Raw genomic sequence first — 22,792 nt, forward strand, 5'->3', positions numbered from 1 at the left:
CCTGACAAATCTCAACCACTCGGCCGGACGATCGAACTGCCGATCCGCGCGCCCGACCTCGACCACGTCACGCTCCGCCTCGTCCGCACCGTGATCGACGGCTGCCCCGCGGCGTTCGTGACGGCACGCCCCGAGATGCCGCCGTCCGCCCCCGCCTGGTTGAGCGATTGGGCCGCCGCATCGGGACGCGCAATGACCCTCGAAGATGCCCAGATCGGAGCCGTCTTCGAAGCGATCGAACGGGCAAGTCTCATCAGCGAAGGGCCGGACGACCCCCGCCCGAAAAACCGATCAAACCTGCCGTTGCGTGAGGACAATAACTATTGGCACCTGAGCGGGCAACAACTCAGCCGGCTTAAATCGTATGATGAACGGGAGGGCATCGCGACCGCCGGTCCACCCGGCGAGGTCGCGTGGATGCCTGCCTTCGACCTGCTGACGGATAAGGAGCGCCTCGTCCCCTGCACCGCCGTCTTCAGCAACGAGGACGTTCGGCTCGGATGGCCGGCGCTCATCTCCTCGTCGACCGGCGCGGCCGCGCACACCGACGTCGAATCGGCGATCAGGACCGCCGTGCTGGAGCGGGTCGAACGCGATGCGGTGGCGATCTGGTGGTACAACCGCCTCCCTGCGCCGCGCCTCGCGAAGCCGGAGATGATGGCGGCCCTTCCCCCGGCCCTCGCGGCGTGGCTGGCGGAGCGGCGGCGCATCACCTGGGCGCTCGTCACCGCCACGGACCTCCCCGTTCCCGCCTTCGTCGCCCTCTCGTCGGCGCCGGACGGAACCCAGCCCGCCCTCGGCACCGCGGCCCACCTCGACCCGCGGATCGCGCTCCGGTCCGCGGTCCTCGAGATGCTCCAGTGCGAGATCGGCCTGACCCACATGCGCGAGCTCCAGGCGACGGCGGACGCACCGCCGCGCCCCGCGCTGCTGGTCTGGTCCGACGCGACCAACGCGCTCGCCACGCCCTACATCGCCGGTGAAGGCGCCGCCCGGCTCCCCCCGGCGATCGACTTCGAGACGCTGCTCGGCGCCTTCGCCGAGCACGGCATCGACATCGCCGTCGCGGATCTGACGCGGCCGGAGTTCGCGATTCCCGTCGTGAAGGCGGTCTCGCGCACGCTCCGGGACTGGCAGCCGCGCTTCGCGTCGGGGCGTCTCTATGATGTCCCCGTCTCGCTCGGCCGCCTTGCGGCACCGCGGCGGGAGGCGGACCTCAACCCCGTCCCATTCGTGATTTAGCGGTCCACGCGAATTCCGGTACATCGGACGCCAACGCGCCAAAGTACGGACGATAGACTGCCCATGACATCCCTCCGCTTGTCGATCCTGTTGGTCTCGACCCTTGCCGCGCTGGTGCTGGCCGGCTGTGTCGGCGGTGCCGGGACGGAAGGCAGTGCCTTCAGCGAATCCTGCGCCGCGCCATCCTCGATCGGCGACCGCGACGACAACCTGTCGATCTTCGGCAACGCCTGCGCCAGCGTCGTGGAGTTCAGCGAAGGCGGCGAGACGTGGCGCATCCAGACCTTCCGCAAGGGCAGCGGCCCGCTCTTCGTGGTGCCGCACGACGACGAGAACGCCGCCCTCGCCACTGCCGCCGCCGCGCTTCAGAAATACGGCGGCACGGTCACTGTGGTGGAGACCGGCGGACGGCGCTTCAACGGGCGGATCGACCCCAACCGGAACTTCGACGGCGGCCGGCTCTCCTGCGGCAAGCCGGGCCGCAGCCCGCAGTTCGTCGCGGCGATGGTGCCGGGCGGGCGGCCGATCATCGCCCTCCACACCAACAGCCGGGGCTCGGCCGGGACCGGCGGCAGCGGCACGATCTCGATCAACTCGGCGACGCCCGGCGCCACGGCCTTCCCCGCGTCCGGCCCTCTCGCCAGCGAGGACGCCATGGTGATCCTCGCCAGCACGCGCGGCGCGGACGCCCATCGCGGCCTCGTGGAGCGGCTCAACAAGGCCGGCGTCAACGTCATGGTGGAGACGGTCGACCTCTCCAAAACCGACTGCTCGCTGTCTCACTACGCCGCCGCGAACGGCATCACGTACGCCAACGTCGAGGCCGCGCACGGCGACAGCGCCACGCAGAAAGCGATCCTCGATATCGTCATGCGTGAGTTATGAGGGCGTGACTTAACCGCCTCGGCGCAGACCCAACCGCTGCGCCGACGACATCGAACGACGCCAAAGCGTTGACACCGCGGTCCGGCGGCGGCAGCGTCCGCCCATGCCCCGGCCCGCCGGGCGCCTCATCCACGAGGCCAACCATGACCTATACGTTTACAACCGCCGGCGGTGTCGGGATCACCCGGACCGACCAGCTCGTCGACTATGCGACCGCGCTCGATCGGTGGATCTCCCGCCTCGATCATGAACGCGGCTGCGTCTTCACGTCGAGCTACGAGTTTCCGGGCCGCTACATCCGGTGGGACTTCGCTCTCGTCGATCCGCCGCTGGCGATCGAGGCGAAGGGGCGCACCGTCACGGTGAAGGCGCTCAATCCGCGCGGCCGGCCGCTGCTTCATGCCGTCGAAGCGGCGTTCGCGTCGGGCGACCTCGTGGCGACGCGTGACGGCGACACGGTCGTTACGACCGTGCCGGAGCCGGACGATGCACTCCTCTTCGAGGAAGACCGCTCCCGCCGGCCGAGCGCGTTCACCGCCCTGCGCGCGCTGCGGGCGTTCTTCGCCACCGGCGAGGATGCGCAGCTCGGGTTCGCGGGCGCCTTCGGCTACGACCTCGCCTTCCAGTTCGACCCGATCCCGCTGGTGCTGGAGCGGCCGGAGAACCAGCGCGACTTCGTGCTCTATTTCCCGGACGAGATCCTCGCGGTCGACCACTACTCCAAGCAGGCGACGGTCGCCTCCTACGAGTTCTTCTTCGGCAGCGAGAGCACCGAGGGCGTGCCCCGCGTCCCCTCGCCCCGCCCACTGGCGACCAAGCGCAACAGCGCCGAGGACGACCACAAGCCCGGCGAATACGCCGACACCGTCCGCCACGCCTTCGAGTACTTCAAGCGCGGCGACCTCTTCGAGGTGGTGCCGAGCCAGACCTTCCGCGATCCGCTCTCCGACGCGCCGTCCGCGATCATGCGGCGCCTGACGCGCATCAACCCGTCCCCGTACGGCTTCTTCATCAACCTCGGCGAGGACGAGTACCTCGTCGGCGCGTCGCCGGAGATGTTCGTGCGCGTCACCGGACGCCGGGTGGAGACGTGTCCGATCTCCGGCACGATCAAGCGCGGGCGCGACGCTATCGAGGACGAGGAGCAGATCCGCAAGCTGCTCAACTCGGCCAAGGACGAGACCGAGCTCACCATGTGCTCGGACGTCGACCGCAACGACAAGAGCCGCGTCTGCGAGCCGGAATCGGTGCGCGTCCTCGGTCGGCGGCAGATCGAGATGTATTCGCGCCTCATCCACACCGTGGACCACATCGAGGGGATCCTGCTCGACGGCCGCGACGCGCTCGACGCGTTCCTGTCGCACGCCTGGGCGGTGACGGTGACCGGCGCGCCGAAGCGCCGGGCGATGACGTTCATCGAGGCCAACGAGCGCAGCCCGCGCGCCTGGTATGGCGGCGCGGTCGGTCTCGTCCACCTCAACGGCGACCTCAACACCGGCCTGACGCTGCGCACGGTTCACATCCGCGACGGCATCGCCGAGGTGCGTGCGGGTGCGACCGTGCTCGCCGATTCCGACGCCGACGCAGAGGAGGCGGAGACCGTCCTCAAGGCGTCCGCCATGCGCGCCGCGATCCGCGGCGACGGCAGCAACACGGTAACCGCCAAGGCCAAGCCGAAGCCGGGCGCGGGCAAGCGGGCTCTGCTGGTCGACCACGACGATTCCTTCGTCCACACCCTCGCCGGCTACCTGCGTCGCTGCGGGCTCGACGTCGTGACGATCCGCGCCCCGATCGACCGGGCCACCTTCGCGCGAATCAAGCCGGACATCGTCGTGATGTCGCCGGGTCCGGGCATTCCCTCCGACTTCGACTGCACGGCGACGATCCACCTCGCCGAATCGCGCCGCCTGCCGGTGTTCGGCGTCTGCCTCGGCCTCCAGGCGATGGTCGAGGCGCACGGCGGCAAGCTCGCCTTCGCCCCGCCGATGCACGGCAAGGCCTCGACGCTGGTGACGGAGAAGGACTCGGCGCTGTTCGACAACCTGACCGGACCGCTGACTGTCGGCCGCTACCACTCGCTGGTCGCCGACCCCGAGGCGCTCCCCGACGGATTCAACATCACCGCCCGCTCGCCGGACGGCGCGATCATGGCGATCGAGCACCGCGAGCTTCCCATGATGGCGGTGCAGTTCCACCCCGAGAGCATCATGTCGCTCGGCAACAACGTGGGCCTGTCGATCCTGGAGAACGCGATCGCCGCGCTCTTCGACAAGGAACCGTCGTCCAGCGGCGCGACGGCCTCCTCCAACGAGGCGGCGGCCTGAGGCACTACCCTCTGGCGCGCCGCCACTGCAGCGCCAGGCCGAACCCGATGAGGGGAAGGCCCAGGGCTAGGTTCGTCAGCGTCTCCTGATCGGCGCGCCACCCGGCGATGTCGATCAGGCCTCGTGCGGCGAGGACGACCCCCAGTACCGCCGCCACCAGGCCGAAGAACTCCCGCGCGACGTAGTAGAGCAGCCGCCCGAAGACGCCGAGAAGCCTCGCCAGCAACTTGATGATCGGCATCGTTCTCCCCCGTCGCCCGCTCCGCGACGTGGGGATCGGGCCGCTCCGCGTAAACCGGCTGCGACAACCCGCAGGTCTTTCGGTCCCGGACGCGGTCGGGCCGGGCGTCGATGGCCGCTCCCTCCAGGGCGCATCCGCCGGCACGCTTCGCCCTTGATTCGCATGACATCGAGCGAGGCCGCCGCCCCTGTCCGTCGGGCTGCACTCGCCCGCATCAAGCGTCCCGGCTCTTCGGAGCGGCGTCGTTCCGCGCGTCTAGGGGCATTTTTTCGTAGCAAGGCGGGCGGTGGAGGAGTCAGAGTGGTCGGCGTCTGATCCGTTGCCGGAGGACCGCCATGGATGCCGCCACGCTCGCCGCCGTCGCCATGCTCTGGACCGCAGCCGCGATGATGCCGGGGCCGAACTTCCTCATCGTCGCGACCACCGCCGTCCAGTCGGGACGCCACCACGCTCTCGTCACGGTGGGAGGAGTGGTGCTCGCTGTCTGCATCTGGGCCACGGCGGGCTACCTCGGGATCTCGACCCTCTTCGCCCTCGCGCCCTGGCTCTACGCCACCTTGAAGCTCGCCGGCGGGATCTACCTCATCGTGGTCGGGATCACGCTGCTGCGGGCGTCCGGGCGCAAGGGGGCATCCGCCCCGGCACCGGAGGTCGCCGTCACGCGGCGCCTGTCGCGCAGCTTCGTCACCGGTTTCGTGGTCAACATGTCGAACCCGAAGACTGCCATCTTCATGGCCAGTATCTTCGCGACGGTCCTGCCGGCGCACGCCCCCGTGAGCCTCGGCGTCACGACGATCATGCTGACGACGGCGATCTCCACGCTCTGGTACGGGTTCGTCGCCGTCGTCATGTCGCGTCCCGCGGTGCAGCGCTTCTATCGCGACCGTCGCGCCTGGGTGACGCGCGCCGCGGGCGGGCTGTTCACGTTGTTCGGCGTCAAGGTCGCCGCCTGGGGCTGACAGCCGGCGCGGTGCGGCAGCCCGTCCGACTGGCCCGCCCGGAGGAGAAAGCCACTCCGGGCGGCGCCGTTTTGTCGTCGCAGGCTCTCTACTCGATGACCGCGCAGGCGATGCGGCTTCCGGCGTCGCCCGCCGGCTGAGACTCGTAGTCGTCGGCGCCGGAGTGGATCATGAGCGCCGACCCGTCTTCGTCGAGGAGCGGGTTGGTGTCGCCCTTCACGGATACGCGGTCGTTGAAGACCTCGACCTTCAGGACGCCGTCGCTGCCGACGTGGACGTTGGGCATGTCGCCCGGATGCGGCCCCCCTTCGACGAGGAAGCCGTGCTTCATGTCACCGGCGTAGTGGCCGCCGGCGGACTTGAAGCCGTCCGCCGCGTCGCACTTGCCCGTTTCGTGGATGTGGAAGCCGTGCACCCCTTCCGGCAGACCGGTGATCTCGGTCTTGATGAGGACGCCGTTGGGCGTCTGCTCGAAGGTGATGGTGCCGAGCGCGCCGCCTTCGGCCGAGATCATGTTGCCGGCCGCGGTCTCCGAGACCTGGGCGGTGGCGGGCGCGAGGCCCGCCGCCAACAGGGCGGTGCCGGTGCCGAGGGCGAGTAGGACGTTGCGCATAAGGGTCTCCTATGGTCGCGGCGATTGCCGCGTCTTGAAGCAAAACCCTGCCCCGGCGTCGAGTGTTCCGTGGTGCGACGGTTCGCGATCGCACGGTGCGTTTGCGCGTGTCGGCCGGCTTCGATCGCCCGGCGTCAGTCGATCCGGGGCATGGCCTTATCGCCGAACTTGCGATGCCAGGCGGGTCCGGGGCCTCGCATGTAGTGCCGTTCCGGGTGGTAACGCTCGGCGGCGAGGGTCCGGGCGAAGTCCGATGCGGCGTGCATCCAGCTCCGCAGTCGTCCGGGTGTGCCGAACGGCGCCACCGTATCGATGTGGTCCAGTTTCCAGTGCATGACGCGACACTCCGAGAGGCTGCAAAAGGAAGACGGTCCTCCTTCAATGCCGCGATGACAGGACTGGCTGTCGCGGGGCTTGCGGCACGCTGTGCGGAATGCCGCCGGCCGCGCATGCTGCCCCGCGGCTGACGCGAGGCTCCCTTCGCCCGGTCGGCCCGAACGCGGCCCATTCTCCCGAGTGTTCACCGTCTGAACGAAAGTGCAGCCGTTCCGCCGGGAGCCGACGCTGCTCCCATATCGGATGACTGGTATCGCCATCACCGACGGGTCAGGCCGGAGCGGCCGCCACGCAACGTCCGGCAAGCCCCGCTCGAGTGTGGAACCGGCGTACCGGCGGCTCGTTGCCCCGAGTGACGGCAGCCGGACGGCTACAGGATGAAGTCCGATGCGGCGAGCGATAGGATCCCGTTCAGCTCGATCTGGAGTTCGGGTGCGGGGTCCCCGTCGGTGTTGGCACTGACGATCGTGCTGTCTCCGGACGTCGTGAAACCGAGCTCGCCGGCCGCGAGCGACCCGCCGCGTCCGGCGAAGACGAACGTCTGGTTCCCGGGCTCGGCGCTGTCGGCGTCGATGGCCGAGAGGTCGAGGCGGTCCACGCCGTGCACGAAGTCGAGCACGATGTCGCGCCGCGCCGCGCCGACGCCGGTATCGCCGGGGCCGAACATCACGAGGTCGCGGCCCGCGCCGAGCGAGAAGGTGTCCTGGCCGGAGCCGCCCGTCAGCGTGTCGTTCCCGTCGCCGCCGACGAGCGTATCGGCGCCGCCACCGGTGGTCAGCGCGTCGTTGCCCCCCTCGCCGCGGACATAATTGTCGAGCCCGTTGCCGGTGATGACGTTGCCGGCCGCGTTGCCGTAGCCGGAGTTCACGCCCGCGCCGAGGATCAGGCGCTCCACATTGTCGGCGAGGTGGTGGTTGGCGACGGTGGCGACCACCGTGTCGGTCCCCTCCCCGGCGTTCTCGGACACCGCATCGTCGTTGCTGTCGACGAGATAGAGATCGTTGCCGCCGCCGCCGCGCATCACGTCCCGGCCGGTTCCGCCGTTCATCGTGTCGTCGCCGTCGCCGCCGACGAGGGTGTCGTTGCCGCCACCGGCTGCGAGCGCATTGTCCGCCGCGTTGCCTTCCAGCGTGTTGTCGCCGCCGTTGCCGCTCCCGGACGCGGTGCGTCCACCGAGAACCAGCCGCTCGAGGGTCGAGGCGAGCGCATATCCGTCGATGTAGGTGACGACGGTGTCGGTGCCCTCGCCGGCCTTCTCGTCGACCACGTCGCCCGCGAGGCCGACGACGTAGGTGTCGTCACCGGTCCCGCCGACCATCGAGTCCGCGCCGGAGCCGCCGTCCAGCGTGTCACTGCCCGCGCCGCCGACCATGGTGTCGTCGCCGTTGCCGCCCTCGATCTCGTCCGCGCCGCCCTCGCCGCGCAGGTAGTTATCGAGGTCGTTGCCGACGATGACGTTGTCGAGGTCGTTGCCGTGGCTGGCGTTTGTCCCGGCACCGAGGATCACCTTCTCGACGTTGTCGGCAAGGTGGGCGTTGGAGACGTAGGTGAGGACGGTGTCGAACCCCTCGTCCACCTCCTCGCGCACGACGTCGGCGGGGATCCCGACGATGTACATGTCGTCGCCCGTGCCGCCGCGCATGGTGTCGGCATCGGCGCCGCCGTCGAGGGTGTCCGCGCCGGCCGCGCCGATGATGGAATCGGCGCCCGCGCCACCCGCGAGGCTGTTGGCGTAGCGGTTGCCGACGATGATGTTGCCGAGCTCGTTGCCGGTGCCGTTGCTGGCGATGTCGGTCAGTTCCAGCCGCTCGACCCAGCTCGCCAGCGTGTAGTCGGCGGCGGAGGAGACGACCCTGTCGCTTCCTTCGCCGCTCTCCTCGCTGATCACGTCGTCGGAGCGGTTGACGAGGTAGGTGTCGTCGCCCTCACCGCCCGTCATGACGTCACGGCCGGCACCGCCGTCGAGGGTATCGTCGCCCTCCTGGCCGTAGAGGTAGTCCGTCCCGCCGAGCCCTGACAGCGTATTGTCGAGGTCGTTGCCGAAGAGGGAGTTCTTCCCGTCGTTGCCGGTCGCGAGCCGGGCCGTCCCGGTGAGGATGAGGCGCTCGAGGTTGTCGCCCAGCGTGAAGCCGGTGCTGGAGACGACGGTGTCGGTCCCCTCGCCCGCCTCCTCGAGGATGGTGTCGACACTGGCGTCGACGATGTAGCGGTCGTCGCCCGCCCCGCCGATCAGCGTGTCGAGGCCGGTGCCGCCGTCGAGGGTGTCGTCCCCGGCGAGGCCCTTCAGGACGTCCGCGCCGGCGAGACCGGCGAGGATGTTGCCGATGGCGTCGCCGACCAGCGTGTCGTTGCCCTGCCCGCCTTCGAGGTTCTCGATCCCGCTGAAGGTGTCGACGCCGTCCACCGTCAGCGTCGCCGCGCCGAGGTCGGCGCGGAACGCGCGGGTCTGCGCGGCGAAGCTCACGGTGTCCGACCCCTCGCCGCCGACGAGGGTGTCGTTGCCGGACCCGCCGACGAGCAGGTCGTCGTCCCCGCCGCCGTCGATCCTGTCGTTGCCCGAACCGCCGAGGAGCGTGTCGTTCGCATCGCCGCCGGTCAGGCTGTCGTGGTCGCTGCCGCCGTCGATGCTGTCGGCGCCCGTGCCGCCGTCGATCGTGTCGTCCCCGCCCGCACCGGAGAGAGTGTCGTTGCGCGCATCGCCGGAGATCTCCTCGGCGAGCCGGCTGCCGAGGAAGCTGTCGCCCTGCGTGGTCAGCACGAAGCGCACCGACTCCACGTTGCGGATGACGCTGCCGTCGCTGAACTGGTAGACGACGTTGGCGCCGTCGACGACGGCACCGCCGCTGATGGCGGGGTTCGTCCAGCCCGACTGGTGCCCGCCCTGCTCGCCCTTGCGGGTGAAGAAGACGTTGTCGACGCCCGGGCCGCCGTCGAGCGTGTCGGCGCCGCGGCTGGTTTCCATGAAGTCGTCGCCGTCGCCGCCGAACAGGTAGTCGCTGCCGAAGAGGCCGAGCGCGCCGCCGTCCTCCGTCAGGTAGTCGTTGCCCGCGCCGCCGACGAGGTAGTCGTCGCCGCCGGCACCGATCAGCGTGTCGTTGCCCTCCCCGCCGTCGAGCGTGGTGTCGCCGGTGGGCTGCTCGGTGAGCTGGTCGTAGCTCATCGGCGTCGCGGCGAGCCTGTCGTTGCCCGCCTCGCCGTTGACGACGTCGCTGCTGTCGCCGCCGAAGATCGTGTCGTTGCCGTCACCGCCGAAGATGGTGTCCGTCGACGCTCCGAGGCCGATGAGGTCGCCGAAGCGCGTTCCATGGAGGACGACGGCCGAGAAGTTGCGGATCTCGGTCCCGTCGGCAAAGTCCACGTTGGAATAAGGCTGCGCCGCGTCGGAGAAGCCGACGGATGTCATCTGCAGCCGCGCCGCGTCGAGCCTGCGGTCGAGGAACAGGAGATCGGCACCGCCCGCCCCGCCGTCCAGCGAGTCAGGCCCGCCGAAGCTCTGGATGGTATCGTCGCCGAAGCCGCCGAGGACGGTGTCGGCTGCCGTGTTGTACTGCGGATCGGCCGGGTCGCGGCCGTCGGCGTCGGTCAGGAAGTCGTCGCCCGCGTCGCCTTCGATGAGGTCGGCACTGGCGCCGCCGATCACCGTGTCGTTGCCGGCTTCGGCCTGGACGGTGTCGGGCGCGTCGCCCAGGACGATGACGTCGTCACCCAGCGTGGCGGTCTGGTCGTCGCTCTCGTCCATTCTCGTTCCTTCGCCCGTCCCCTCGGCCGCGGCCGGCGGCCTGCCCGCTCGCCTCCCCGCCCGCACCGAACGTGCCGCAGCGGCAACCTTTCGGTGATGATCTTTTAGACGGCGCGACCACAGTTTGTGTCAATTGGCTATATCATCGGTCAGGATGATTTGACCAATGGGACACCACAGATGACGGGCAATTAAAGAAAGCGATGGGGAAATAGCAGATATATTGCCAGCGCATCGACCCGATCACGCAAAAGCAGTCAGCCGAATATTGCTGATGTCGGCCGGCGCCCCCGCCGATACCGCTGTGATCAGCTGGTGACCGGGATCATGCTGCGGTTGGCCTTCGCCTCGTAGAGGCGGCGGTCGGCGGCGGTGATGAGCTCGCCGAGCGAGGCGCCGTCGGTCCCGAGGTCCGCCCAGCCGATGCTGGCCGACACCGAATAGGGCGGACGCGCCATCCGCGTGTTCCTCGTGAGGTCGCGGAGCTTCGCGGCGATGCTGGAGGCCGAGGGCGGATCGCAGTTCGGCAGGACGATGAGGAACTCGTCCCCGCCGATGCGGTAGATCTGGTCGGTGCTGCGGACCGTGCCCCTCATCAGGTCGGCCAGGAAGCACAGCGCCTCGTCCCCGGCCATGTGGCCGTGCCTGTCGTTGACGGACTTGAAATTGTCGAGGTCGACCGCGAGCAGCCCGAGGTGGGACTTCTTGGCGAGCGCCTCGTCGACGTACCGCTCGCCCTCGCGCGTCAGCGCGCGGCGGTTGCGGACCCCGGTCAGCACGTCGAGGAGGCTCTCCACGTGCAGGGCCTCGTAGCGCTGGCGGTAGGTCAGGACGTCGAAGACATCCGCGATCGAGCCGCCGAAGGTGGCACCGGCCCGCTCGGCGAAGTGCAGATAGAGCGAGATCAGGGTGCTGTAGAAGAACGCCGCGGCCATCTTGCCGACGAACCCGCCGTACCCGGCACTGACCGGCACGTCGAAGAAGATGTGCAGCGCGGCGAAGAAGAGGACATGGTCGGCGGCCAGGATGACGACGGTGGACAGCCACACCCGCACGAACAGCGGCATGTGGGCGATCCGCGACAGCCTCTCGTACAGGAGGATGACCGCGATGCAGTCGACGAAGAGCAGGAACGTGCCCCAGACCGTGAGGGACGCCGAGTCGACGACGATCTGGACCGTCTTCTCGCCCCCGAGCATCGGCGCGGCGGTCTGCTGACCGATCAGCAGCAGAAGGCCGACGATCAGAAGGTTGCCGAAGAACAGCCCGTAGATCGGCTGGCGGACCGTCTCGGCGTCCTCCCGGATATAGACGAGCAGCAGCAGCGGGAGCTTGCCGGCGAACAGGATGACCGAGCCGGGCGTGTACATGATGTCCGCGACGCCCACGTACACCGTCGCGGCGAGGTAGGTCTCGACGAAGGTCAGGGCGCAGAGGGCACAGCAGAAGGTCCCGACGCCGAACACGTCGCGGCAGCGGAACAGGGTCAGCATTACACCGTAGTACAGTGCGCCCTGTGCAATCGCGAACGCTGCGTCGGTCGCCATTCCGACCCTACCTCCCGTCCGGACCGTTCAGTAGGCCGGGAGTCTCAGCAAGGCGAGCGTTCCGCGCTTCGGGACAGAAACACGCCATAACTCAAAGCCACCTGATCATAATATCTTGGCGCCGTCTGTGCGCATCGAATTGTCTATAACCGCCTCCGCCCCCGGGATCTAGTTTGAGCATTCAAGCAATTCACAAAATGGGGAGCGCAACCTTTACGGGACAGTATGGTTGCAAATGTTTTTCAATGCCGTCCAATTCTACTTGCCACCGTAGAACCGCCCCACGGAACGCGCGGTGATCGACGGCACGTCGGGGCGTGATCTCGCCCACCCTGTCGTTGCGGCGGGCCGATGGAACGCTCGACTTTCCTGCCTAGCTACTGCCTAAAACATGACCAGCTCGCCGAATTCGGCAGAAATGTCAGCGCATAACGGCAACCGTCGGGTGGCGCACCGGTGGGCAGGAGCCTCCCGGCCCGGGTATCGCCTCCGGAACGCCGCTCCCTCGACCCGATTCGGTCCCCTGGAAGGCGCGACCGGCGGCCGGCCGCACGGCACGCACGCCATGCTTGCAACCGATCCCGGCGACGGCGGCCGGGTTGGTTTACCATGTGCAAAAATTGCCGGGGCGGGCGGCGCTCAACTGCCGGCAGCGACACGCCGGGCCTGCTCCAGACCGGCGGTCAGCGCTTCGACGATCTCGTCGGTCGCACCGTGGCGGCGGAAGTAGGCCGCGGGGTCGCGTATGAGCGGGCCGTATCCGGCCATCTTGGCGAGCGCCTCGCGGGCGATGTCCGGCTCGCCGAGTTCACCCGCGGCGATGGCGACGAGCGCCTCGCTGATCCCGATCCCATCCGCCACGGAGCCCTGCGAGATCTCCAGCATTTCCTGGTAGCGCCCGTTCATGAAGTGATCGATCGAGATGAGGTGGTTGTACCAGACCGGCGGATCGACGCTTCGCGCGATCGCGCGCTCCAGCAGCGGAATGCCCTCGTCGAACCGCCCGCGCACGGCGAGCCGCCATCCCAGCTGAGCCAGCGCGTCCGGGTCCGAGGGATTGAGCGCGACCGCCTCGCGCGACAGCCGCTCCCCTTCCGCGTACCGGCCCATGTAGTGGTTGATCGAGCCGAGCGCCTTGAGCGCGAGGACGTTGTGCGGGTCGAGCGCGACCGCCTTCGAGGCCGCCGTGTACGCCCTCTCGTAGGCCTCGGCCTGCGGCAGACCCTTCAGGAACTCGAACCGGCCGGCATCGAGGTAGAGCCAGCCCAGCATGGCAAGGGCATCCGGGTAGTCGGGATCGCGCTGCACCGCGGCCTGGAGGCACGAGAAGACCGGCGGGAATGCCTTGTTCGAGAAGCTGCGGCGATAGATGTACGCCCGCAGGACGCAGACATAGCTCGCCATGCTGGCGTCGAACTGCGTGGCCGCCAGCCGGTTCCCGACGTCGCGGCTGACGACGCCGTAGGGCTGCGCGAGGACGCTGGCGATCTCGCCGGCGAGGTCGCGCTGCAGGTCCATCAGCGCGGCGGGGACCAGCGGGCGATCGTAGCTCGCGGACCAGATGACCTGACCGGTCCGCGCATCGTAGAGCTGCACCCCGATGCGCGCCGTCTCGCCCTCGACACCGACGGTGCCGCTGATGACGTACGCCACCCCGAGGTCGCGCCCCGCCTGGACGAGGGCGCCGTGGCCGCCGTCGACGTCGACGCTGACCGGCCGCATGTAGACCCGCAGGCTCGGGAAGCGCATCAGGTGATCGATCAGCTCCTGGCTGATCCCAGCGGCGAGGAACGGCCCGTCCTGTGCGCCTCCGAGCGAACGGAACGGAAGGACGACCACCGCCGGCTCGCCGACCCCGGCGCTCGCCTCGGTCCGCGCCGTCTCCTGCCACAGCGACCAGACGGCAACCGTCAGCACGGCGAGAACACACAGGCCGATCAGGGACGCGGCGACCGCGCCGGCCATGATGGCGACCGGGTAGCGCCGGCCCCCGTCCCTGCGCCGGACCGGTAGAGGCGCCTCGGGCGGCACCTCCGGCGGGGTGTCCGGCTCGTCAACCTCGTCGGCCCGCGGCGCGGCGGCGGACGCCTCGTCCGGCTGGGGCTCCCCCTCGGGCTCCGGCTCGACCGCCACCGGCACGGGATCCGGGCGCGCGGCCCCCGCCTGCCACTCGAAGGTCGGAACGTAGCCGCCCTTCGGGATCGAGATGCGCAGCGGGTCGGAGCGCCCGGCATCCACGTAGTAGCTGTCGAGGTCGCGTCGGAGGCGGCGGGCCTCCAGGCGCACCACCGGGTCGGCGCTGTTGTCGAAGGTTTCGTCGCGGCCGAACACCGAGACGGCGATTCCATAGCCCTTGAGGCGTTCGGTCCGCCCCTCCAGCGTCTCCTCCACGACATATTGGAGGAAGGCGCGGCGGCGATCGCTGGTATCGAAATGCGGGCTCGAAAGCAGTCGCGCGAGAGCGTCCCGAACATCGCCCTCGGACGGCGGGGAACGGTCCCCGGCCGGTCGTATTGCGCTGGAAACGGTCCGCATGGCCACCCTGGTCTTGCTCAGCCGGCGAGCCATGCCGCCCGCTAGGTCGGCATCCTATACCATCCAGCGAAATACTCCCAAGAGTAATCGCACACCCGAGTCATACCCCGCGCTGCGGGGGGTACGAACATGTTCGTACTGCGTGCGGCGCGCGCGACGGTGCCACACTCCCGCACGACCGCTGTCTTTTGGGTGCCTGAATGTAGCGTCCGTCTGGGTCCCGGGAGGGGAATGGAAACATGCCCGATAGGATCTCGTCCATCGTCGCACGATTGCCCGAGTTCGAATTCGAGCTTCACCGGCGCTGCAGCCACGACCCCGATTTTCGCGCGGTCTGCGCGGACTACGAGGAGGCGGCTGCGGCGCGACGGCACTGGGAAAGAGTGCCCGGCGGAGAGCTGAGGGCGGCAGAGTACCTGCACTTCCTCGCCGAGCTCGAGTCCGAAATCCGCTCGCACCTCGGACCCGTCTGACCGTTCGAACACCCATGGACCGCACCGGGCGCCGTTGCCGTGTACCGGCAGACGGCGAACTACCCTGCAAGGAGGAAAGTATGACCGACACCCGCAGACCGGGGCAGCCCAATCCCTGGGTTGGCAGAATGCGCATGGCGATGCTGGCGCTCGGCGCCACGTCGCTCGGCGCCGTCCCCGCGCTGGCGCAGGCGACGACGCCGGCCGCAACCCCGTCCAAGCCGAACATCCTGCTGATCGTCTCCGACGACACCGGCTGGGGTGACCTCGGTCCCTACCTCGGCGGTGCGGCGCGCGGCATGCCGACGCCGAACTTCGACAAGCTCGCCTCGGAGGGGATGTTCTTCACGAATTTCTACGGCCAGCCGAGCTGCACGCCGGGCCGCGCCGCCATCCAGACCGGCCGCATCCCGAACCGGTCGGGCATGACGACGGTGGCGTTCCAGGGCCAGGGCGGCGGCCTGCCCCATGCGGAATGGACGCTCGGCTCCGTCCTGAAGGAGGCCGGCTACAAGACCTACTTCACCGGCAAGTGGCACCTCGGCGAGTCGGACTATGCGCTGCCGAACGCGCAGGGCTATGACGTCATGAAGTACGCCTTCCTCTACCACCTCAACGCCTACACCTACACCGATCCGAAGTGGCACGCCGGGATGAGCCCGGAGCTGCGGGAGATGTTCCAGAAGGTGACCAAGGGCGCCCTCTCCGGCACCGCCGGCGGTGAGGTGAAGGAAGACTTCAAGGTCAACGGCGAGTACGTCGACACGCCGGACCAGGGCGTCGTCGGCATCCCCTTCCTCGACAAGTACGTCGAGGCCGCGGCCGTCGAGTTCCTCGAGGACGCCGCCAAGACGCCGGACACGCCGTTCTTCATCAACGTCAACTTCATGAAGAACCACCAGCCGAACCTCCCCGCGCCGGAGTTCGAGGGCAAGTCGATCTCGAAGTCGAAGTACGCGGACTCGGTCGTCGAGCTCGACACGCGGGTCGGCAATGTGCTGAGCAAGCTCGACGAGCTCGGCCTCGCGGACAACACCGTCGTCTTCTTCACCGTCGACAACGGGGCCTGGCAGGACGTCTATCCCGACGCCGGCTACACGCCGTTCCGCGGCACCAAGGGCACGGTGCGTGAGGGCGGCAGCCGCGTTCCGTCGATGGTCCGCTGGCCCGGCAAGGTCGCTCCCGGCTCGAAGAGCGACGAGATCGTCGGCGGCCTCGACCTGATGGCGACCTTCGCCGCGGTCGCTGGGACGGATCTTCCGAAGACCGACCGCGAGGGCGCGCCGATCATCTTCGACAGCCTCGACATGATCCCGGTCTGGACCGGCGAAGGGGCGCCCAACCGCCACGAGTGGTTCTACTTTACCGAGGACGAGCTCAGCCCCGGCGCGGTGCGGGTCGGCAAGTTCAAGTATGCCTTCAACCTGCGCGGCGACGACGGTGCGATGACCGGCGGCCTGTCGGTCGACACCAACCTCGGCTGGAAGGGCGCGGAAAGCTATGTCGCGACGGTCCCGCAGGTGTTCGACCTGCTGCAGGATCCGCAGGAGCGCTACGACGTCTTCATGACGACGTTCACCGAGAGCACGTGGTCCCTCCCCGCCGTCAACGACGCGGTGAGCAAGAAGATGAAGACCTACGTCGAGTATCCGCCCCGCAAGCTGCAGAGCGAGGGCTACTCGGGTCCGCTCACGCTGACGCAGTACGAGCGGTTCCAGTGGGCGCGCGAGCAGCTCAACAAGGACGGCATCTCGATCGGCATGCCGAGCGGCAACTGATCGGGCCCACGCCCGTCACGGCAACACCGACCGGGCCCCGCGGGGCCCGGTCTCGTCATTTCGGGGGCGCCGGCCGGAGAGTGTCACGGGGCCCCCCTAGAGGTTGGGCTCTCAGTCGAGGTCGCGGCGCATCGTGGCCATGCCGGAGCGCCGCGACAGCTCCTCGTAGCCGGCGCTCTGGTAGACGCTCAGCGCCGGGGCGTTGTCCGTCTCCACCTTCAGGCTCAGGGAGCGGGCGCCCAGCCGGCGCGCCATGTCCTCGGCCATCGCGGTGACCGCGTGTCCGGCGCCGCCGCGCATCTCCGGCGCGATGTAGACGTAGGTGAGATGGCGCACCTCGGGGCCGACCCCGACGCGCAGCGCGAAGAAGCCGACCTCCTGGCCCGCCTCGTCCAGCACGTAGAAGGAAGCGTCGTCGGGCTCGGCGAGCCACTTCTCCATCCACTCCAGCGGATCGAACGGGTGCTTCGCGCTCGGATTGACGAGCGAGAGATCGGCCGCGTCGGTCAGGAGCGACGACAGCGGCTCGAGGTCGAGGGGATCGTTGGGACGAAGGGACAGCGTCACGTCGGGGCCTCGTGCGTTGGGGCTTTTTGGCTTTGGCGTGTGTGCGCCGCGCCTCGCACGGGACGCCCGGCCTTCGCAACAGGCGACCGCGAAGAACATCACCGATCCGGTCCGATATGTGGAAAGGCCGGTGCGCCGGCGCGCCAGCCGGCGGCGTACGGTGCGGGGCGCGCGTGCCGGCGGCGGGTCGAGGGCGCGGGTTCCGGCGCTTTACCGCTTACGGGACTACCGGGCACGACGCCCGGACCACCGAGGCGACCGGCGGCAGGCAACCCCGGGCACCAGCGACTCGCGCCGTACAGATGTTCGCGAGCCGTCCCGGCGTCTTGCGTTCGATTGCAGCAGAGCATGTTTCGAAGCAGGGACCGCAGGATATCAACTATTATATATCCGCATCGGTCAGGAGCGTGCTGGATCCGTCAAACAGCTGATTCCATCTGATTTCGCGCAGCTTATCAGATCCCCAGATCCGCACCGGGCGATCCAGGATGGATCAGAGCGGTTCGAATTGCATTATCGCAACAACTCTCTCTCATAAGTTTGAATTCTGGAATTCATGAATATGCTACGGATTATGCCACAATTTTGACGACAAGGTATCACAGTGCCCGACACGATCGACAATCCGACACTATTCCCCACCGATACATTGGACACTCTGCTGACCGCGACCGACGATGACGCGTTGATGCGGGTCAATTACTGGTACCGTACGGCGCCGGCCGTCGCATTGAGCGATGTCACCGCGTTCGACACGACCGCGAAGACTGTCAATCACTCGCGGGATACGCAGCCCCAGAAGCTGATCGGCACGAACGGGCCGGACGACCTTACCGGCGGGACCGGCAACGACACGATCTCCGGGCTCGGGGCGAACGACCTCCTCGACGGGCAGGCCGGCAACGACACCATTCGCGGAGGCGACGGGGCGGACAGCATCGAAGGCGGGGTCGGCGACGACTACATCCTCGCCGGTGCGGGCGGCGACCACGTCGACGCCGGGCGCGATAACGACACGGTGGCCGGCGAGAGCGGCAACGACAGCCTCCTCGGCGGCGCGGGCCACGACGTGCTCCATGGCGGCGACGGGAAGGACACCCTCAACGGCGAGCAGAACAACGACACGATCTACGGCGGAGCCGCGGCAGACTCGCAATATGGCGGCGGCGGGCGCGATTCCCTTGTCGGCGAGGACGGCAACGACACGCTGCGCGGCGAAGGCGGCGACGACTTCCTGTTCGGCGGCAATGGTCTCGACATCCTCGACGGCGGGCGGGGACGCGACGTCATGGTCGGTGGCGACGGTGGCGACATCTTCGTCCTGTCAACCGCGGACGGTCAGTCTCGGATCAAGGGGTTCGAACATGACAGCGACAGCTTCATCGTCAGCGGGGTGTCGCACTACTATCAGCTCGACTTCGACGGCAGCGACATCTCGGTCAACGGCGACGTAATCGCGGTCGTGGTCGGCTTCGACACGTCGGAGCTGACCAGCGGCGACTTCATTTTCGTCAACTGAAGACCGACCCACCGCACACGGCGTGCCAACAACCCCGACCGTCCGGAGTTCGGGGCGAATGGCGCACCGATCCGGATGAATTCCGACAGTCGCAGGGAAGTTGTGGGAAGTATGGTGGGCGCGACTGGGATTGAACCAGTGACCTTTCCGGTGTGAACGGAGGGGCCGTATCGTAACGTATTGATTTTCTGCGTGCAGGTCATTCCGTTTTGAGGCCATTCTGGGCACATGTTCGCGCCTTGTGCTCCTGGTCTGGTTCAATTGCACCAGAGGGAATTCCGCAAACTGTGATCACAACGTCGCGTGTTGCGAACCGGAGAGCCTCTCCATGGCCAGGGTCCCGCCGTTTCGGACGCGGCAGTCTTTCGGTCTGTCCATGATGAATGACACCGCGCGGACGCTGCTACGGCGGCAGTCATGAACACGCCTCGCACCATCGCGACGCTGGGCGACCTTCGAGAGCCTGGCCTCACTCCTGCCGATCGATACGCGGGGCAGGCTGAGGGTCGATTTCTGGAGATGGAGCGGCCGCGGGTCTGCGGGGCGCGTCAAGAACGAGCTTGGTCGTGAGATCGAGCCCTTCGATCAGTGGACGATCCGGCGCGAGAAGGCGTCGAGATCCACGGCGCGGTAGAGGAAGCCGGCCTAGGGCAAGTGTGTCCGCGAAACCGGGGCAATTCCAGCGGGCCATGATCCGCCGGCGGTGCTAGATCCGGTTGAAGAACCATTGCCAGGTGCTCCACGAAAAACCAGCTTGCCGCGACCTGCGGCAAGCTGACAGCGCCATACCTGCGCCGGAGTCGATTGAACTAAAGGTCCGGTTCAATCATATGCCAGTCAATGGACTGGCCAACTACTGTGTGACCATTCCTGGAGTCGACGTTGCTTTTTTGACCGCCGGTGGCACCCATCGGCCCGTGAGCACATCCGACTTCGGCGCGTAGAGGCGCATCGTCAGGTTGAACGCGCCGGTCGGCGCCGGCAGCCAGTTTGCCTCCCACTCCTTTGCGGGGCTCTCATTCTGGATATATAGCTCGAGCGACCCGTCCGAGTTCGTCTTGAACGGCATGTAGCTGCTGACCGCGAACCGGTTCAGGCTGTTCGCGACCTGATAACCTTCCGCATCGTACAACGTGACCGACCAGAAGGCATTGGCAGGCGGCAACTCACCCTTCTCGAAGTGGATCCGGTACTTATGCGCCCCGTTCAGCGGTTGTCCGTCGGCATCAACGAGGTTCAGCGGATAGACCGCATCCGCCACGCGGTTGGCACCGAGACCCTGCTGCGTGACGATGGCGCGCTTCAGGTAGTAGACGCCGTAGACGCCCATCGTGTCGGTGTTGATCGACCAGCCGTTCGCCGTCGTCGCCAGCCGAGGCAGCATGTACTGCATCAGCGACTGCGCCCTGGCCGGCGCCTCGCTCACCGCCTTCTGCACGACGTCGCTCTGCGCGGAAACGTCGTAGCTTTCGCCCACGATGAAACCGATCCGCTCGAGACGCTGCAGAAGCGGTGCGTCGATCAGATGCGGCGGATTAGTCTTCATCAACTCGGCCGCATAGCTGAAGTAGGCGTCCGCCTTCATGGTGTCGACCTGCTGCTTAGCCGGCGTCTTCATGTCGATGGAGGAGTCGACGGGAGCATCCGCGGGCTCCGCCGCCGGGTCCCCCCAGGCTGAGAGAGGCACGATCTCGAGGCCCTCCTGGATCTTGTTGACGGCAGCGTAGTCCGCCTCGCCATCGGTCTTGATGCGGCCGATCACCCACGCGTGCGGCGTCGGCGCGTCGACGCGGATCGTGTCCGCCGGCAGGCCAATCGAATCGAAGCCGCTCCGGAGCTCCGGCCGCCATGTCTGCGGCGCGACCAGAAGGGTCTGCGCATCGGTTCCGGTGGTACGCCAGCCGGTGGAGGAGAAGACGTCCGTCCACATGTCGAGGATCGGCAGTAGGTAGTAGCGGCCACCGGTATCGGGGACGCTGATGACGACAGGCACCTCGGTCAGATCAAGCCACGCGCTCGAATACAGGGTATCGAAGTTGAGCCGTACGACGACCTTGTTGTCCGCCGAAGGATAGGCAAGGACATTGCCGAAATGATTGGTCGGCGCGGCATAACCGTCGGGCTTTGGCACGTTGGTCATCTGCTTTCGCGTCACGTCCATCGTGATCAGGGGGTAAAAATAGAGATAGGCGTCCTGCGCGTTGGAGGCCGCCTCCTCCGCAGTCACGTCCTGCGCGCGCAGAGGGCTCGCCGAAAGCGAGACCAGGGCCAGGAGCGCCAAGACACCCAGCCTTCGAGACAAGAATACGATGTTCGCCATAAGTTCTCCGAATTTCTTATCGGTTTGTCTTCATGCCAAGCGCTCGGCTAACCCGAACGTAGACTTTGGCAAGGCCTGGAGTGGGCCCACGGATTATTCGTCGAAACCATGTCACGGTAAAGTCCGCTTTGCCCGCATCTCGAACAAGCGCCTTGGTCGGATCTAGGTCCCGCATGCGCTGAAGTGCGGACATCGGCATGTATGGGTACACGCCCTAGCAAAAGTGTGCTTTTCGGACACAGCGCCTCTCACGGTTAATGTTCGATGAGAGAGAACGTCGGCAGTCAAATATTGGAATTGGAGCAGAAATGACCGCTAAGTGCCTGTTAAGGCATGTCATTTCCGAGCTTTAATCAAGGGGTCAATTTGGAGTCGCGCCTCAGAGCAACCGATTGTACGATGTGTTGCCCGACCCCAATCAAAAATGTCGGCAAACACGAACAATGAACGAGGAAACAATGCTTTCGTATCACTCTCTAAGCAGTGCAGTGCTCGCTTTCGCAGTATTAGCGGGCCACATGCCGAGCGCGGCTGCCGCCGATCGGGTCGCCAACCCAATCACTATCGCACAAGCTACTCCGCAAGAGGGCGCCGCTGCCCCTGTAACTCCCGAGAGCGCGACGGACACTAAGCCACTTCCAGGCGACAATCCAGAAGAGGGCGCTGCCGATAAAGTGACACCTGAGAGCGCTATGGATACGAAGCCGCTACCCGGCAATGAGCCGGAAGAAGGCGCGGCGGCCCCAGCGAAAACGCAGTAATCCGCCCAGCGCGCCAATGCGGTCGATAGCGCATCTCCGTTTGTGCTATCGGCTATCTTCCGGACTCTGGAGGCTTGGTTCCTGGCGTCCTTGCGCCTCGACCGCCGGCCCGCTCCCTGCGGGATCCGCATTGCCTCGTGGGTCATCCGCACCACCTCGGCCACCTTGTCGAGGGCCGCCGGTACCTTGCCCGGCGGCCGGGACTTCTCCGAGACCCTCGACCCCGTCCGCGGCGGACCGCCCCTTCCATCGCCAGACGCTGGCCTTGCTATTGCCCGTCGCCGCGTTGCCGAGACCGTAAGGAGATGCCTGTTCGCACCCGCCTCCTTCGCATGAGCCGCTCGCCAGCGGAATCCCAATACGGCCTCTTGGAATGGGTCAATCGACTAGCATGCCAACCAGTCCGTTAACTCGGTGACGGCCGTGGGATCCAACAAACGAAGCGCAGCGTCGGTAAGCTGTGTTTGCGTTGTATCGGATCTTCATGATCCGCACATATGCCGATGCACAGCAAGATGGCGCCACGCCGGGTGGTCTCGCCCGCCGTCGCGTTCGTATTTATGACCCCCGGCCCTCAGACGAGGCATTGCCACATTGAAATTTGCGGGGTATGAATATTGATGCGATCGTGATTTTGCGTTGATCCTTCGGCTACCGCTGACCACCGGTAGCCGGTTTTTTGTTGGCCCGTTGAAACTACCGCGGGACTGAATGCCTGCCTTGCAACTTTCTGGCTCCGCTGCAAATCACTGAAATTATTGTAGCAACCTGCCTGGACTAACGTGCCCCACAGAGGGTTGCCGCCGCGCCCCTTCCAGCGTATTGTTAACTAATAATCAAGTCGATCAACCCCGTCCTTCCGGCTACCACTGCCCCGTGGTAGCCGGCTTTTCTATGCCCCTCCTCACTTCTGATTCTGCCGCGCCTCATCCCGGTCGAGAGGGACACCATTG

Annotated in this window: 15 protein-coding genes; 7 read left to right on the forward strand and 8 right to left on the reverse strand. The window is 67.1% G+C overall.

Annotated features, from left to right (window positions below; genetic code table 11):
- Positions 1-192 precede the first annotated feature (192 nt).
- The 3 genes from DLJ53_RS17745 (at position 193) to DLJ53_RS17755 (ending at position 4,451) form a co-directional block, all read left to right on the forward strand.
- Positions 193-1,242 (forward strand): YcaO-like family protein, encoded by a 1,050-nt coding sequence (locus tag DLJ53_RS17745; protein ID WP_244935101.1) that lies wholly within the window; start codon positions 193-195, stop codon positions 1,240-1,242.
- Positions 1,243-1,305: 63 nt separating this feature from the next.
- Entirely contained in the window at positions 1,306-2,127 is an 822-nt protein-coding gene (locus DLJ53_RS17750; protein ID WP_111347621.1) for a hypothetical protein, read from the forward strand.
- Between the two features lie 143 nt (positions 2,128-2,270).
- Positions 2,271-4,451: an anthranilate synthase component I gene (locus tag DLJ53_RS17755; RefSeq protein WP_111347623.1), complete on the forward strand. Its 2,181-nt coding sequence runs from the start codon at positions 2,271-2,273 to the stop codon at positions 4,449-4,451.
- A gap of 4 nt (positions 4,452-4,455) precedes the next feature.
- Here the strand turns inward: DLJ53_RS17755 and DLJ53_RS17760 are convergent, their stop codons facing one another.
- The gene (locus DLJ53_RS17760) at positions 4,456-4,692 is read right to left on the reverse strand and encodes a hypothetical protein (RefSeq protein ID WP_111347624.1); all 237 of its coding nucleotides are present in this window, start codon (positions 4,690-4,692) and stop codon (positions 4,456-4,458) included.
- A 335-nt stretch (positions 4,693-5,027) separates the two neighbouring features.
- Here DLJ53_RS17760 and DLJ53_RS17765 point away from each other — a divergent pair, with 335 nt between their 5' ends.
- On the forward strand, positions 5,028-5,651 hold the full coding sequence (locus DLJ53_RS17765) for a LysE family translocator (protein ID WP_111347626.1): 624 nt from the start codon (positions 5,028-5,030) through the stop codon (positions 5,649-5,651).
- Between the two features lie 88 nt (positions 5,652-5,739).
- Here the strand turns inward: DLJ53_RS17765 and DLJ53_RS17770 are convergent, their stop codons facing one another.
- The 5 genes from DLJ53_RS17770 to DLJ53_RS17790 form a co-directional block, all read right to left on the reverse strand.
- A complete protein-coding gene (locus tag DLJ53_RS17770) occupies positions 5,740-6,264 on the reverse strand; it encodes a superoxide dismutase family protein (protein ID WP_111347627.1) in 525 nt (174 codons plus the stop codon).
- Between the two features lie 134 nt (positions 6,265-6,398).
- Positions 6,399-6,599 carry a hypothetical protein gene (locus tag DLJ53_RS17775; RefSeq protein ID WP_111347629.1) on the reverse strand — a complete coding sequence of 67 codons (201 nt, stop codon included), beginning with the start codon at positions 6,597-6,599 and terminating at the stop codon, positions 6,399-6,401.
- A gap of 371 nt (positions 6,600-6,970) precedes the next feature.
- Entirely contained in the window at positions 6,971-10,339 is a 3,369-nt protein-coding gene (locus tag DLJ53_RS17780; RefSeq protein WP_111347630.1) for a calcium-binding protein, read from the reverse strand.
- Between the two features lie 308 nt (positions 10,340-10,647).
- A complete protein-coding gene (locus DLJ53_RS17785) occupies positions 10,648-11,886 on the reverse strand; it encodes a GGDEF domain-containing protein (protein WP_111347632.1) in 1,239 nt (412 codons plus the stop codon).
- Between the two features lie 639 nt (positions 11,887-12,525).
- On the reverse strand, positions 12,526-14,277 hold the full coding sequence (locus tag DLJ53_RS17790; protein WP_111347633.1) for a tetratricopeptide repeat protein: 1,752 nt from the start codon (positions 14,275-14,277) through the stop codon (positions 12,526-12,528).
- Between the two features lie 383 nt (positions 14,278-14,660).
- On the opposite strand from DLJ53_RS17790, the gene DLJ53_RS17795 reads away from it, so the two are divergent.
- Positions 14,661-14,894, forward strand: coding sequence for a hypothetical protein (locus DLJ53_RS17795; RefSeq protein WP_111347635.1), 234 nt, complete (start codon positions 14,661-14,663; stop codon positions 14,892-14,894).
- Between the two features lie 128 nt (positions 14,895-15,022).
- Positions 15,023-16,672: an arylsulfatase gene (locus DLJ53_RS17800; protein ID WP_211100620.1), complete on the forward strand. Its 1,650-nt coding sequence runs from the start codon at positions 15,023-15,025 to the stop codon at positions 16,670-16,672.
- Between the two features lie 111 nt (positions 16,673-16,783).
- On the opposite strand, the gene DLJ53_RS17805 is transcribed toward DLJ53_RS17800, so the two are convergent.
- Positions 16,784-17,239, reverse strand: coding sequence for a GNAT family N-acetyltransferase (locus tag DLJ53_RS17805; protein ID WP_226577783.1), 456 nt, complete (start codon positions 17,237-17,239; stop codon positions 16,784-16,786).
- A 604-nt stretch (positions 17,240-17,843) separates the two neighbouring features.
- On the opposite strand from DLJ53_RS17805, the gene DLJ53_RS17810 reads away from it, so the two are divergent.
- Positions 17,844-18,758 (forward strand): calcium-binding protein, encoded by a 915-nt coding sequence (locus DLJ53_RS17810; RefSeq protein WP_146620002.1) that lies wholly within the window; start codon positions 17,844-17,846, stop codon positions 18,756-18,758.
- Positions 18,759-19,611: 853 nt separating this feature from the next.
- On the opposite strand, the gene DLJ53_RS17815 is transcribed toward DLJ53_RS17810, so the two are convergent.
- Positions 19,612-21,078, reverse strand: coding sequence for a DUF1254 domain-containing protein (locus tag DLJ53_RS17815; protein ID WP_111347640.1), 1,467 nt, complete (start codon positions 21,076-21,078; stop codon positions 19,612-19,614).
- Positions 21,079-22,792: the final 1,714 nt, after the last annotated feature.

This window comes from Acuticoccus sediminis, assembly GCF_003258595.1.
In the GTDB taxonomy this organism is placed as follows: domain Bacteria; phylum Pseudomonadota; class Alphaproteobacteria; order Rhizobiales; family Amorphaceae; genus Acuticoccus; species Acuticoccus sediminis.